The 13,570-nt window shown below is 68.5% G+C and carries 13 protein-coding genes; 5 read left to right on the forward strand and 8 right to left on the reverse strand.

Annotation, left to right across the window (positions count from 1 at the left end; translation table 11 throughout):
• Nucleotides 1-5 precede the first annotated feature (5 nt).
• Nucleotides 6-797 (forward strand): hypothetical protein, encoded by a 792-nt coding sequence (locus ABZ004_RS27750; RefSeq protein WP_355684001.1) that lies wholly within the window; start codon nucleotides 6-8, stop codon nucleotides 795-797.
• 62 nt (nucleotides 798-859) lie between these two features.
• Nucleotides 860-1,423 carry a GrpB family protein gene (locus ABZ004_RS27755; protein WP_355684002.1) on the forward strand — a complete coding sequence of 188 codons (564 nt, stop codon included), beginning with the start codon at nucleotides 860-862 and terminating at the stop codon, nucleotides 1,421-1,423.
• 4 nt (nucleotides 1,424-1,427) lie between these two features.
• On the opposite strand, the gene ABZ004_RS27760 is transcribed toward ABZ004_RS27755, so the two are convergent.
• On the reverse strand, nucleotides 1,428-1,622 hold the full coding sequence (locus ABZ004_RS27760) for a DUF3046 domain-containing protein (protein ID WP_112240694.1): 195 nt from the start codon (nucleotides 1,620-1,622) through the stop codon (nucleotides 1,428-1,430).
• Nucleotides 1,619-2,695 (reverse strand): hypothetical protein, encoded by a 1,077-nt coding sequence (locus tag ABZ004_RS27765; protein ID WP_355684003.1) that lies wholly within the window; start codon nucleotides 2,693-2,695, stop codon nucleotides 1,619-1,621. Before ABZ004_RS27765 ends, ABZ004_RS27760 begins: the two co-directional genes overlap by 4 nt.
• A gap of 87 nt (nucleotides 2,696-2,782) precedes the next feature.
• Between ABZ004_RS27765 and ABZ004_RS27770 the strand changes: the two genes are divergently transcribed.
• On the forward strand, nucleotides 2,783-7,369 hold the full coding sequence (locus ABZ004_RS27770) for an ATP-dependent helicase (protein WP_355684004.1): 4,587 nt from the start codon (nucleotides 2,783-2,785) through the stop codon (nucleotides 7,367-7,369).
• A 50-nt stretch (nucleotides 7,370-7,419) separates the two neighbouring features.
• A complete protein-coding gene (locus ABZ004_RS27775; RefSeq protein WP_355684005.1) occupies nucleotides 7,420-8,205 on the forward strand; it encodes a DNA-formamidopyrimidine glycosylase family protein in 786 nt (261 codons plus the stop codon).
• Between the two features lie 63 nt (nucleotides 8,206-8,268).
• On the opposite strand, the gene ABZ004_RS27780 is transcribed toward ABZ004_RS27775, so the two are convergent.
• Both ABZ004_RS27780 and ABZ004_RS27785 read right to left on the reverse strand, forming a co-directional pair.
• Entirely contained in the window at nucleotides 8,269-8,640 is a 372-nt protein-coding gene (locus ABZ004_RS27780) for a YciI family protein (protein ID WP_355684006.1), read from the reverse strand.
• A gap of 94 nt (nucleotides 8,641-8,734) precedes the next feature.
• Nucleotides 8,735-9,652 carry a hypothetical protein gene (locus tag ABZ004_RS27785; protein ID WP_355684007.1) on the reverse strand — a complete coding sequence of 306 codons (918 nt, stop codon included), beginning with the start codon at nucleotides 9,650-9,652 and terminating at the stop codon, nucleotides 8,735-8,737.
• A gap of 10 nt (nucleotides 9,653-9,662) precedes the next feature.
• Between ABZ004_RS27785 and ABZ004_RS27790 the strand changes: the two genes are divergently transcribed.
• The gene (locus ABZ004_RS27790; protein WP_355684008.1) at nucleotides 9,663-10,097 is read left to right on the forward strand and encodes a DUF4262 domain-containing protein; all 435 of its coding nucleotides are present in this window, start codon (nucleotides 9,663-9,665) and stop codon (nucleotides 10,095-10,097) included.
• A gap of 86 nt (nucleotides 10,098-10,183) precedes the next feature.
• Here the strand turns inward: ABZ004_RS27790 and ABZ004_RS27795 are convergent, their stop codons facing one another.
• From ABZ004_RS27795 to rimO, 4 genes are all read right to left on the reverse strand, one after another.
• Nucleotides 10,184-10,474 carry a helix-turn-helix transcriptional regulator gene (locus ABZ004_RS27795; RefSeq protein WP_185444637.1) on the reverse strand — a complete coding sequence of 97 codons (291 nt, stop codon included), beginning with the start codon at nucleotides 10,472-10,474 and terminating at the stop codon, nucleotides 10,184-10,186.
• Between the two features lie 163 nt (nucleotides 10,475-10,637).
• Entirely contained in the window at nucleotides 10,638-11,132 is a 495-nt protein-coding gene (locus tag ABZ004_RS27800; RefSeq protein WP_355684009.1) for a CinA family protein, read from the reverse strand.
• The gene (gene pgsA / locus ABZ004_RS27805) at nucleotides 11,129-11,752 is read right to left on the reverse strand and encodes a CDP-diacylglycerol--glycerol-3-phosphate 3-phosphatidyltransferase (RefSeq protein ID WP_355684010.1); all 624 of its coding nucleotides are present in this window, start codon (nucleotides 11,750-11,752) and stop codon (nucleotides 11,129-11,131) included. The genes ABZ004_RS27800 and pgsA overlap by 4 nt, the downstream gene beginning before the upstream one ends.
• On the reverse strand, nucleotides 11,749-13,431 hold the full coding sequence (gene rimO / locus ABZ004_RS27810; protein ID WP_355684011.1) for a 30S ribosomal protein S12 methylthiotransferase RimO: 1,683 nt from the start codon (nucleotides 13,429-13,431) through the stop codon (nucleotides 11,749-11,751). Before rimO ends, pgsA begins: the two co-directional genes overlap by 4 nt.
• Nucleotides 13,432-13,570: the final 139 nt, after the last annotated feature.

Genomic DNA, 13,570 nt, shown 5'->3' on the forward strand with positions numbered 1-13,570 from the left:
CGACCGTGACCGAGCGCCCGGATGTCCCTGATTCCGCCGTTGTCCTGGCTCTCAGCCGGGTCGAGTTCGGCATCGACTCGGTGCTGGACGCGCTCCGCACCCAGGACCCGTTCGGCATCCGCAGCACTCTCGCCGAGTACTCCGCGCAGGAGCAGCCCAACCTGGCCGAGAAGGGCCTGATCCTCGCGATCGACCGGCTCCTGCTGATGAAGGTGCCCGGGCACGCCGAGTGGCCGGCGCTGCCACTGGCCAAGCGCTGCGAATGGTGGGTCGAGCGGCTCGGCGGTTTCGCCGCGGTCGTCGCCGGACTCCCCCGGCTCAGCGGCGCGGCCGCCGACACCCTGCCGATCAAGGACACCCTGGGCGCCGCAGTACAGGCGATGGTGATCGGGGCCGTCTGTCGTGAGTACGGCGTCGAGGCGCACGCCGATCGCACCGCGGTGATCGCCAGGGTGCTCACTGCTCGCCCGATCACGCCGGACGCAGTACTCGAGTACGACGAGCCGACTGCGGCTGGTCAGGACGTGGCCAAGCAACTTGGCTTCGGTGACGAGTCCGAGGAAGCAGGGCTGCGCAAGGGAGTCCGCTTGGTCTGGCGGATCAGCAAGCTGCTCGGCGGACTCGGTGAAGTGTTCGAGGATCGCCCGCGCGGCAGCATCGGCGCCAGGATCATCGGCAAGCTTCCGGCCGTCGGTGTCGTCGGCGGCTTCTTCGACGAGCGCAAGGGCATCCGCAAGGCCGCGTACGCCGCGGCAGAGCTGCTCCACACCGGGTCCTTCCGGGTCAAGCCGCTCTGAGCAAACCCCCTCCTGAGCAAACCCCTGTCCGCGAACTGCCCCGGACTGGAATGATCTGCGCCATGAGCGCGATCGCGATCGTTCGTCCGGACGAGACCTGGCCGGCGCAGTACGCGAAGACCGCCGAGGTCATCCACCGGATCCTCGGCAGTACTGCGGTCCGCGTCGACCACATCGGCTCGACATCGGTACCGCGCCTTCCTGCCAAGGACATCCTCGACATCCAGGCGACAGTCGCCACCGAACCCGAACTGGACGAAGCAGCCCAGCTACTTGTGGCTGCCGACTGGGAACTGCGCCCACCACGCCGTGACCATCCCGTGCCAGGCCTACCCGAGGACGAACTCCAGTGGGTGAAAAGGCTAGTCGTCGAGCCCATGTACAGACGTCGCGTAAACCTGCACATCCGGGTAGACGGCCGCGCCAACCAGCGGTATGCCCTGCTCTTCCGTGACTATCTACGCGCCCACCCGGACACTGCTGCGGCGTACGGCGAGTTCAAGCGCCGGGCGGCAGCTCTGCCGTTCGACTCTGTCGGCGACTATGCCGATCTCAAGGACCCGGTCTGCGATCTCGTCTACCTACCAGCCGAGGAGTGGGCAGCGAGAACCGGCTGGTCTGCCTGAGCTTTCAGCGCTCGCTGGGCGGTAGCTGGAGATGCGCCCAGACAGCACGCCAAACAGTCTTGGCGTGCTCACCCTGGGCCAACGCCTCGGTGACCGTCCGGCCACCAAGGCCACTCACCACCTGGGTCTCCGCCCAGGTGCGTGAGTAGGCGGGACCGAGATGGCGATCCATCCGGTCCCAGAATTCAGTCAGTCTCATGCCTGCCCGTCATTGTCCGGACGGTTCCAGCCGCCCTGCTGTCCGCCCTGCTGCGGCGGCTGACCCCAACCACCTTGCTGCGGAGGCTGTCCCTGCGGCCCAGGCTGTCCCCAGCCGCCCTGCCCCGGCTGGCCCTGCTGCGGCGGACCCTGCGGAGCCGGGCCCTGCTGCGGTGGCGGCCCCCACTGCCCCGGCTGCTGCTGTCCAGGCTGCTGCGGGCCCGGGTACTGCCCAGGCTGGGGCTGTCCCGGGTACTGCGGCGCAGGTCCCGGCTGGCCATACTGCTGCGGAGGCCCGTACTGCGGCCCGCCCGGACCCGGCTGACCATACGGCCCACCCTGGCCCGGCTGCCCGCCGTACTGGGGTCCCCACTGGCCACCAGGCTGCGGCTGGCCGGGGTACTGGCCGTATTGACCCGGGTACTGCTGCTGCGCGGCCGTCTTGCGACTCCGTAGTACGAAGAAAACCACGGCGCCGATCACCAACAGCACCAGCACGATGATCAGGATGAGCGCCCACGCCGGGAAACTGCTGCCCGCCTCGGACACCAGGTCGACGTTGCCGAGCTTGTCCAGACTGTCGTACGTCGCGGTGCGGCCGTCGACCTTGGCGCCACTGTCGTGCGCGGTGATCTTGCCCGGCATGGTGATCTTGAAGTTGATCACCGGCGTGCCACCGGTATCGGCCGCCTTGCCCAGGTCCATCCCCTTGACGGTGACGTGGATCTTGTCGCCTTCCTTGCGGAACCCGACGCCGTCCTCCGTCGACGAACCCATCTTGCTGAACGGCACGTTGTCGAACTTGCAGTTGGACCCGATGTACTTGTCGTCATCGAACGGCTTGCAGGTGACGCCGTCGGTGGTGGTCTGCTTGACCCCCTGCTCCACCTGTTCGCGGACCTTGTCCAGCGACTGGCCGCTGGACTCGAGCACCTGCTTGTCGACCCCCAGCTTCATCGTCCCGGAGACGGTCTCGTTCGAATTCACCTTGAGGTCGGCGTCGACCTTCACGCAGCCGGTCAGCGCGACCAGGCAGGCGATGCCGATGAGCGCAGCGCGCACGCGGTTCTTCATGCGCCCGATCATTCCAGAAGAGGGGGACACTTCGGCCGCCGGTGCCGCTCGCAGAAGACTGTCGGCGGCACCCGGCAAGATGGAGGCATGCAGAGATCAGGCGCGTTCAGCCGCTTCTCGCCCGCGACCCGGGCGTGGTTCGGCGACGTCTTCGAGGCGGCCACCCCGGCCCAGCTCGAGGCGTGGGACGCCATCACCGCGGGCCGGGACGCGCTGGTCGTCGCCCCGACCGGCTCCGGGAAGACGCTGGCCGCCTTCCTCTGGGCCCTCGACCGGCTGGCCACCGTGCCGCCACCGGACGACCCGAAGCTGCGCTGCCGGGTGCTCTATGTCTCTCCGTTGAAGGCCCTCGCGGTCGACGTCGAGCGCAACCTTCGCGCCCCGCTGATCGGCATCCGCGAGACCGCACGGAGGCTGGGCGACACACCACGCGAGGTCGAGGTCGCGGTCCGCTCCGGCGACACCCCGGCGAACGAGCGGCGCAAGTTCGCCACCAAGCCCTCCGACATCCTGATCACCACGCCCGAATCCCTGTTCCTTCTGCTCACCTCGCAGGCACGCGAGTCGCTGCGCGGCGTGGAGACGGTGATCGTCGACGAGGTGCACGCCGTCGCCGGCACCAAACGTGGCGCGCATCTGGCCCTCACCCTGGAACGTCTCGATGCACTGCTGCCGAAGCCGGCGCAGCGGATCGGGTTGTCCGCGACGGTTCGGCCGGTCGAGGAGGTCGCCCGCTTCCTGGGTGGCGAGCGGCCGGTGACCGTAGTGCAGCCCAAGTTCACGAAGCAATGGGATCTGAGCGTCGTCGTACCGGTCGAGGACATGGCCGAGCTGGCCAACACCGAGATCGAGACGTCGGGTTCCGCAGCCGGTCCGCCACAGCACGCGTCGATCTGGCCGCATGTCGAGGAGCACGTGTTCGACCTGATCTCGGCGCACCGCTCCACCATCGTCTTCTCGAACTCACGGCGCCTCGCCGAGCGACTGACCGCCAGGCTGAACGAGATCGCCGCCGAGCGAGCCGAGCTCGAGCTACCCGACGCTGGATCACCGGCGCAACTGATGGCGCAGTCGGGTGCCTCGCTGGCTGCGCCGCCGCTGATCGCCAAAGCTCACCACGGTTCGGTGAGCAAGGAGCAGCGAGCCCTGATCGAAGCTGATCTGAAGTCCGGCCGACTCCCCTGTGTCGTCGCGACGAGCAGTCTGGAGCTCGGCATCGACATGGGTGCGGTCGATCTGGTGATCCAGGTCGAGGCGCCGCCGTCGGTCGCGAGTGGTCTGCAGCGTGTCGGCCGTGCCGGGCACCAGGTCGGTGCCGTGTCCCGCGGAGTGCTCTTCCCGAAGTTCCGCGGTGACCTGATCGACACGGCCGTCGTGGTCCAGCGGATGCGCGACGGGATGATCGAGAGCCTGCACATCCCGGCCAACCCGCTCGACGTGCTCGCCCAGCAGATCGTCTCGATCGTTGCCCTCGACACCATCGACGTCGAGGACCTCTTCAACCTGGTACGCCGGTGCGCTGCGTTCGCGACCCTGCCTCGTTCGGCGTACGACGGGGTGCTCGACATGCTGTCCGGCCGCTACCCCTCCGACGAGTTCGCCGAGCTGCGACCGCGGATCGTCTTCGACCGGGTCAGCGGGGAGATCTCCGGCCGTCCGGGGGCGCAGCGGCTCGCAGTCACCAGTGGCGGCACGATCCCGGACCGCGGGTTGTTCGGCGTCTTCCTGGTCGGCGAATCGACCAACCATCGGGTCGGCGAGCTCGACGAGGAGATGGTCTACGAATCGCGCGTCGGCGACGTGTTCACGCTCGGCGCCTCCAGTTGGCGGATCGAGGACATCACCCACGACCGGGTGCTGGTCTCCCCCGCACCCGGTCAGCCCGGCCGGCTCCCGTTCTGGAAGGGCGATGCCGTCGGTCGGCCGGCCGAGCTCGGAGCCGCCACCGGCGCCTTCGTGCGGACGATGGCCGCCCTCCCGGCGACGAAGGCGGTCAAGCGCGCCCGTGACGCGGGGCTGGACGAGTTCGCGGCCAACAACCTGGTGGCTTATCTGGCCGAGCAGAAGCAGGCGACGAGTCGTGTGCCGGACGACATCACCATCCTGGTCGAGCGGTTCCGCGACGAGCTGGGCGACTGGCGGGTCTGCATCCATTCGCCGTACGGGGGTCAGGTCCACGGCCCGTGGGCGCTGGCGATCGCGGCCCGGCTGCGCGAGCGATACGGGATGGACGCGCAGTCCGTCTCCGGTGACGACGGCATCGTGCTGCGGCTGCCCGAGACGGACGAGGCGCCGCCGGGTGCGGAGCTGGTGCTGTTCGACCCGGCGGAGATCGAGGACATCATCACGGCCGAGGTCGGCGGATCTGCGCTGTTCGCGGCTCGCTTCCGTGAGTGTGCGGCCCGCGCTCTGTTGCTGCCCCGGCGCAATCCGGGCAAGCGGTCGCCGTTGTGGCAGCAGCGGCAGCGGTCGGCGCAGTTGTTGAGTGTGGCAAGCAAATACGGTTCGTTCCCGATCGTCCTGGAGACGCTGCGCGAGGTGCTGCAGGACGTCTACGACCTGGATGCTCTGAAGGACCTGCTGACCGGGATCGGCGAGCGGCGTATCTCGGTGGTCGAGGTGGAGACGACCGAAGCGTCACCGTTCGCGAAGTCGCTGCTGTTCGGCTATGTGGGCGCCTTCATGTACGAGGGCGACACGCCACTGGCCGAGAAGCGAGCCGCAGCGCTGTCCTTGGACCAAGGTTTGCTCGCGGAGCTGCTCGGCCGGACCGAGTTGCGCGAGCTGCTCGACGCCGAGGTCGTGCTGCGGACCGAGGCCGAGCTGCAACGACTGGCCGAGGACCGTCGGGCCCGCGACGCCGAGGGTTTGTTCGACGTACTACGGATGGTCGGGCCGCTGTCCGTCTCCGAGGCCTCGCAGCGCTGTGTCGAAGGATCCGACGCGGAGACCTGGTTGACCGAACTGGCCGCCGCGCGCCGGGTCGTCCGGGTCCGGATGGCCGGTGAGCATCGCTGGGCCGTGGTCGAGGATGTCGCCCGCCTCCGCGACGCCCTCGGCGTACCGCTTCCGCCGGGCGTCGCCGAGGCACACGCAGAGCCCGTGGCGGATCCGCTGGGTGACCTGGTCTCGCGCTATGCCCGCACACATGGGCCTTTCCGGGCTGTCGATCTGGCAACCCATCTGGGGACCGGTGTCGCTGTCGTCACGGACACCCTCCGTCGGCTGAGCGCTGCCGGGCGGGTGGTCGAGGGCGAGTTCCTTCCCGGCGGCATCGCCATGGAGTGGTGCGACGCCGAGGTGCTGCGGCTGTTGCGACGCCGGTCGCTGGCCGCACTGCGCAAAGAGGTCGAGCCGGTCGATCCGGCCGTACTGGCTCGGTTCCTGCCTGCGTGGCAGGGCATCACGAGCAGCCGAGGACGAGGGTACGACGTACTGCTGGCCGCGGTGGAGCAGCTCGCTGGCTGTGCCGTGCCGGCGTCGGCGCTCGAGTCGATCGTGTTGCCGTCACGCGTGCCCGGGTATCAGCCGTCGATGCTGGACGAGCTGACCGCGACCGGTGAGGTGGTGTGGGCCGGGTCGGGTTCGCTGCCTGGTACGGACGGCTGGGTCTCGTTGCATCTGGCGGACAATTGCGACCTCACACTGCCCGATCCGGACCCGACCTTTGAACTCGGCGAGACCCACCAGGCGGTGCTCGACGCACTGGCCGGTGGCGGCGCGTTCTTCTTCCGGCAACTCAGTGACGTCGTCGGATCCACGGCCGGTGTGGTCGATGACGAGACGCTCGTCGGAGTGCTGTGGGATCTGGTCTGGGCCGGCCAGCTCACGAACGACACGCTGGCACCTGTCCGCGCACTGGTCGGCGCAGGCCGCGGCAGCCACCGAACCCGCCGTACGACGCCGCGCGCGCGACCGGGTCGCCCACTCCGGCCGGGCCGACCGGCGATGCCGTCGCGAGGCGGCCCACCGAATGCGGGTGGACGGTGGTCGCTGCTTCCCGAACGCAACGCGGATGCCACCCGTCGAGCACATGCCGCGGCGGAAACGCTCCTCGATCGGTACGGGATCGTCACGCGGGGCTCGGTGATCACGGAACGTACGCCGGGTGGGTTCGCCGCCGTTTACAAGGTGCTGAGTGCCTTCGAGGAGTCGGGGCGTTGCCGACGTGGGTACTTCGTTGCCGGGCTCGGGGCTGCGCAGTTCGCGCTGCCTGGTGCGGTGGACCGATTGCGGGCGATGGCGGAGTTGCCGGGGACTGCCGGCTCTCCCAGTCCCAGGGCTGCTGGACGGGCGGGGAAGGAGGAGCCGGCTGCGCGAGCCGTAGTACTGGCTGCTTCCGATCCGGCGAATCCGTATGGGGCCGCGTTGCCGTGGCCGGAGCGGGACGGGCATCGGCCGGGGCGGAAGGCCGGAGCGTTGGTGATGCTTGTCGACGGGCGGCTGATCGTTTATGTGGAGCGTGGTGGGCGGACGGTGCTGAGTTTCACTGAGGATCCTGAGCTGCTGCAGCCCGCGGTCGATGCGTTGGCATTGGCGATTCGGGACGGGCATCTGGGGAAGCTCAGCGTGGAGACGGCCGATGGGGAGCAGGTCCGGCATACGGCGTTCGGGGATGCGCTGGCGAAGGCCGGCTTCCATGCGACGCCCAGAGGCCTCCGACTGCGGGCGTGAGGCAGGGGCTGAAGGCATGAGGATGTGCGCTGTGGCTGAGGATGTGAGCGGTGCCTGAGGGCGATACCGTTTGGCGGGCGGCGAAGCGGCTGGATCAGGCGCTGGCAGGCAGCGAGCTGATCCGGACGGACTTCCGGGTGCCGACCCTGGCGACGACCGACCTCAGCGGCCGGACAGTGCTCGAGGTCGTTGCGCGCGGCAAGCATCTGTTGACCCGGCTGTCCGGTGGGCTGACGATCCACAGCCACTTCCGGATGGACGGCAGCTGGCATCTGTACCGGCCTGGTGAGCGGTGGAAGGGCGGGCCTGACCATCAGGTCCGCGCTGTGCTGGAGACTGCGAACTGGTCCGCTGTCGGGTATCGCCTGCCGGTGCTCGACCTGGTGGCGACCGATGCCGAGGACGAGGTGGTCGGGCACCTCGGGCCTGATCTCCTCTCCCCTGACTTCGACCGATCCCTCGCGCTGGCGAATCTTGCCGCCGAGCCGACCCGCACCATCAGCGAGGCGCTGCTCGATCAGCGCAACCTGGCCGGGATCGGCAACTTCTACCGCGTCGAGGTCTGCTTCCTGCTCGGTCTGCACCCGTGGCGGCCGGTTTCGTCTGTCGACCTCGGTGCGGCCGTCGACCTCAGCCGTCGGCTGATGAAGGCGAATCTGCGCAACGGCACACAGGTCAGTACCGGCGTGAACCGTCCCGGTCAGCGCAGCTGGGTGTTCGAGCGAGCCGGCAAACCCTGCCGACGCTGCACCACGACGATCCTGACAGCCCCGATCGGCGAACCACCGCGCGAGCGCGTCACCTACTGGTGCCCCTACTGTCAGCCGGCCCTCTGAAGCCTTAGATGCCCTGAGCTGTCGGGTGCTCGGCTTCGTCGCCGAGGTCGAGCACCCGACGGGCTACATGAGCGGGCGGAGCTCGATAGTGTCGCCGGGACTGGTGAAGCGCTCCGCGATGGCTTCGGCGCGCTCCTGGGACGCGACGTCGAGCAGGAAGAACCCGGCCAGGTGCTCCTTCGCTTCGGCGTACGGACCGTCGGTGGCGATGCGGCGGCCGCCCTTCAGCCGGTAGATCTTCGCGTCGGCCGCCGGTCCAAGTGCCTGCCCCGAGATCAATTCGCCGGCCTCGGAGAGCTCAGTCAGCATCTCCTCGAACTCCTTGTTCATCCGCTCCCGTTCGGCGACAGGAGTCGCCCGGCCCTCCTCGGTGAAGTCGAAGGTCGGGTGCCCCCACGGCTGAGGGTTGGAGTGGATCAGAATCAGGTACTTCACGACATCCTCCTGGTCTCGTGCTGTGTACCTGCGACGTCGGAGCCGCCGAACAGCCCTTCGACATTCTGTCCGAAGAGTTTCCTGGCCCGCGCGACTAGGCAAACCGGTATGAGCGCGAGGAGGCCCAGACCTGCCGGTCGTCGTCGCGAGCAACGAGAGGCCCCAGGACTTCTTTCACCTGGTTGTTCTTCCGGTGACTGCCGAGGCCGACGCGGGCTGACTTCAGCGCCGGGCAGTCCAGCAGAGGCGCCACGGCCTCAGGACTGAGATGGCCCATGTCGATCAGCGCAACGTGTTCGACCGCTGGAGCGCTCGAGAGCAGCGAGAGATCGGTCAAGCCCCTCATCGTCTCGATCCACAGAACTCTGAGATCGCGCGCAGCCGAGAGATCCGGCAGTTGCTCGACTCTCCGCAACGACTGGAGGTGCAAGTACTCCAGGTGCGTCAGCTCGCTGACGACTGAGATGTCCGCGAGGCCGCGGATCTGCCAGAGCTCCAAGTACTGCAGGCGCCCGACATGCCGCAGCGCGCGGAGGTCTGTGGTGCCACCGAGTTTCAGATCGAGAGCCCGGAGTTCGTCCAACGGTTCCAGGAACTCGAGGCTCGGGACGGTGATGGATCTCAGCGTGAGATCAACGAGCGAAGTCAGCCCTCCCACCACGTCGAGGTCCTTCGTATGACCTTCCAGGGAGAGCGAGCGCATCTCGCTGAAACGAGATAAGGCTCGGACAGACAGTCGCTTCTTCGTAGCACCGAGGCGGAGGGATTCGAGGTTGTCCGGCAGATGACGAAGGCCGTCCAGATCATCGAGCCCGCGGGCGTCGACAGCGAACCTCATCAGCCTGGGGAACCAGCGAAGGAAGTCGAGATTGCCGATGGCCCCGTACGCGCGCAACGTGACCCGCGGCCGAAACCCCTGTGGACAACCCTCCGCACTGCGCGAAACGCGGATACCTTCTCTGATGCATCGAACATCTGTTCGAATCGGAGAGGAGAAGCCCATGTGCTTCAAGTGCGAAGGAATGACCGACGATGAGTACGTCCGGCAGATCGGGCAGCACCTCACTACCCACGGGTGGATGGTGAACCACGTCGAAGCCGACGGCGAGCGCAATCCGTCCTTCGCCTACACACTCGGCCTGAGCCTGCATGAGCATCCGGAGCTGATCATCTTCGACTGCCCGCCGTATCCGGCGTACCGGGCGCTCGAGCCGCTGGCGCTGGCCGTGCTGGCAGGCCGCCGTTTCGACGAGGGTGCCGACGTCAACGACCTGTACGCCGGACGTCCGCAACTGCTCCGGCTGCCGGACTCGTCGACGCACTTGTATGTGGCCAACGATCTGTTCCGCCGACCAGGCGGGCCGCCCATTCCAGCCCTTCAGCTGGTGTGGCCCACTCCCCGACGGTCACTCGCCGAACTGCTGGATCTACCGGGCCATGACGGGGACGCCCGATGAGTCCCTTGATGGCACCCGAAGACCGCGGGCAGACGAACAATAGCCAGACGCGCGCAACGGCGTCCGGCCGGAATGCAGCAGGGCGGTCAGGCCGCCGAGGCGACGACCGCGGGCTCGATGCTCGGGTGCGCCAGCACCAGAGCCTCTTCGCGGGCCAGGTCCTCGCTCACCTCGGCGAAGATCGTCGACAGCGGCACATCGAGCGCCGTGCAGATCGCGGCGAGCAACTCGCTGGAGGCTTCCTTCTGACCGCGTTCGACCTCGGACAGGTAGCCGAGACTCACCCGGGCATCGGCAGACACCTCGCGCAGTGTGCGCCCCTGGCGCAGCCGCTTACGCCGCAGGACGTCGCCCAGCAGGCCACGAACCAGCACCATGAGGTTTCTCCCTTCCGCCTGTCGGACCGAATCTACTCGCACGGTAGCTCGGCCGTGAGGACCAACGGTACCCGTTGCCGGGTCACTACTCCTCGCAATGTCCAGCTTCGGTGCGCCGTGCCAGTCTGCCCTACCTGTTCCCATGCTGGTCTCAACACTCCGATCAGCCTGGTTCTTCCGCGACCATTTCGACCGCCAGCTCGAAGACACCTTGGACACTGCCCCTTCGGACGGCCTCCCGGTCACCGGTCAGGGACAGCTTCCGGACCCGTACGCCGGCCGGCCCGGCGGCTCCCACGTAGACCGTGCCCGCCTCGATCCCGGCCTGGGGGTCGGGTCCGGCCACACCGGTGGTCGCCAGCCCGTAGGTGGCCCCCAGCCGCTCCCGCACACCTGAGGCGAGGGCAGCTGCAGTGTCCGGATGCACCGGCCCGACGTCGGCCAACAGGTCCGCCGGAACGCCGGCCAGAGTCGCCTTCAGATCGGTCGCATAGACGATCACGCCTCCGCGGTAGATCGCCGAGATCCCGGGGACGTCGGTCAGCGCCGCACCGACCAGGCCGCCGGTCAGGGACTCCGCGGTGGCCAGCGTGGCTCCGCGGTCCCGGACCAGTTCGATCAACTTCTGCAGCGCTGCCTGTGTCGCGTCCTGGGTCATGGCAGCGGGCGCTTGGCCGCGGCTCGAAGGCGAACGGCCCGGCCGACGTAGTCCAGGCCGGTGACGAGAGTGACGATCACCGCCGCAGCCATGAAGACGACGGCGGACCAGTGCACGACGGCCACCGAATGCCAAGGAAGGAGGTAGAGGCCCAGTGCGAAGGCCTGCAGGACGGTCTTCAGCTTGCCGCCGCGGCTGGCCGGCATGACGCCGTGCCGGATCACCCAGAACCGGAGCGCGGTGACACCCCACTCGCGGACCATCACCACGATCGTCACCCACCACGGCAGGTCGCCGAGGATGGACAGCCCGATGAACGCGGCGCCGGTCAGGGCCTTGTCGGCGATCGGGTCGGCGATCTTGCCGAAGTTGGTCACCATGTTCCAGCGCCGGGCGATGTCGCCGTCGAACCGGTCGGTGACGATGGCCACCACGAACGCGGCCGTCGCCAGCAGCCGGTTGCCGTCGCCGCCACCACCGTCGCGGAGCAGCAGCCAGACGAACAACGGCACCAGGACGAGCCGCAGCACGGTCAGCGCGTTGGCCACGTTCCAGGCACTGGGCGCGCTGAGCGGGCCGGCCGCCGCGCGCGGCACCGGGTTCGTCGGCGGGATCGTCACGCGGTCAGGTTAGCGGCCGGGACGCCTTCCCGGGTGATCACGTGCGCGGCGTACTCCGCGATCAGGTCGACTCCGTCGCTGCCGACCACCTCGGCGGTCACCAGGTCTCCCACGGCCAGGTCGTCCGGGAAGCCGGTCAGCGTGGTCGAACCGTCGACCTCGGGACCCTGATGAGCCGCGCGTCCCTCGGCGGTGTCGCCGTCGAGCGACTCGACCAGGATCTCGACCGTCTCACCGATCCGGGCCTCCGCGCGGGCGGACGTGACGTCCTCGGCGAGCCGGGTGACCCGGTCGAGCCGGGCGGCGATGGTGTCCTCGTCCAGCTTGCCGTCGTAGCCCTCCGCCTCGGTGCCGTCCTCGTCCGAGTAGCCGAATACCCCGATCGCGTCGAGGCCGGCGCGGGACAGGAAGTCGCAGAGAATCTCCACGTCGTCCTCGGTCTCCCCCGGGAACCCGACGATCACATTGCTCCGGATGCCGGCGGTCGGCGCCTGCGCGCGGACCATTTCGATCAGGTCGAGGAAGCGCTCGGCGTCGCCGAACCGGCGCATCCGGCGCAGCAGCGGGCCGGAGGCGTGCTGGAAGGAGAGGTCGAAGTACGGGACGACGCCGGGGGTCGAGGCCATCGCCTTGATCAGGGTCGGGCGCATCTCGGCGGGTTGCAGGTACGAGACGCGGACCCGGGTCAGGCCGGGAACGGCCGCGATCTCGCCGACCAGCGTCTCCAGGAGCCGGATGTCGCCGAGGTCCTTGCCGTAGGAGGTGGAGTTCTCCGACACCAGGAAGACCTCGCGGACACCGTTCTCGGCCAGCCAGTGCGCCTCACCGAGGACCTCGGTCGGGCGGCGGGACACGAACGCACCACGGAAGGCAGGAATCGCACAGAACGCGCACCGCCGGTCACAACCAGAGGCAAGCTTCAGCGGCGCCATCGGCCCACCGTCGAGCCGCCGCCGCATCACCCGCGGCCCACTCGCCGGCGCAGACTCCAGATCCGGAGCATCAATAGTCAGCTCCCGCTCCGACGCCTTGACAGTCCGTCCCTTCAACTCACGCTCTCCGGCAGTCCCATCGAGCTCGCCGTCGGTCGCGATGCCGGTCAGCTCAGCGCGAGTCACGCCGGCTGCTTCTAGTTCGGCGTCTGTGAGGGCTTGACCGTCGAGTACGCCGAACTCCTCGTTTACCGGGGTCAGGGGGCGGGGGGTGTCGCCGTGGCCGGGGAGGGCTACACCGGTGGCGTTAGCGCGGTCGGCAGGGGCGAGCGGCAGGAGCTTGCGGCGGTCGCGGGGGACGTGCGACTGGTGCTTGTTGCCGGCAAGGATGGAGCGGAGGCGCTCGGAGATGTCGGCATAGTCGTCGAAGCCGAGCACTGCGTCGGTCTCGGGGAGCGCCTCGGCCAGCTGTTCGCCGTACCGCTCGGCGAGGCAACCGACGGCGACGACCGCCTGGGTGCGGCCGGAGTCTTTGTAGTCGGACGCGGCCAGCAGCGTGTCGACGGAGTCCTTCTTGGCGGCCTCGACGAAGCCGCAGGTGTTCACCACCACGGTGTCCGCCTCGGCGGCATCGTCGACGAGGCGGAATCCGCCGGCTTCGAGCCGGCCGGCCAACTCCTCGGAGTCGACGTCGTTGCGAGCACAGCCCAGCGTGACCAGGGCGACGGTGGTAGGAGTCTTAGTCATCACCCCCGAGTATGACTGCTCCCCGCACCCCACAGAAACCAGCCACCACCCAACACCCCCGTCCGGCTGGTCCCCGCCCACCCGCTTCCCACCCCGCAGCGAAGAAAGCCACACCTACCCGGAGCACAGGTGTCCTCAA

The sequence above is a fragment of the Kribbella sp. NPDC006257 genome (assembly GCF_040613535.1).
In the GTDB taxonomy this organism is placed as follows: domain Bacteria; phylum Actinomycetota; class Actinomycetes; order Propionibacteriales; family Kribbellaceae; genus Kribbella.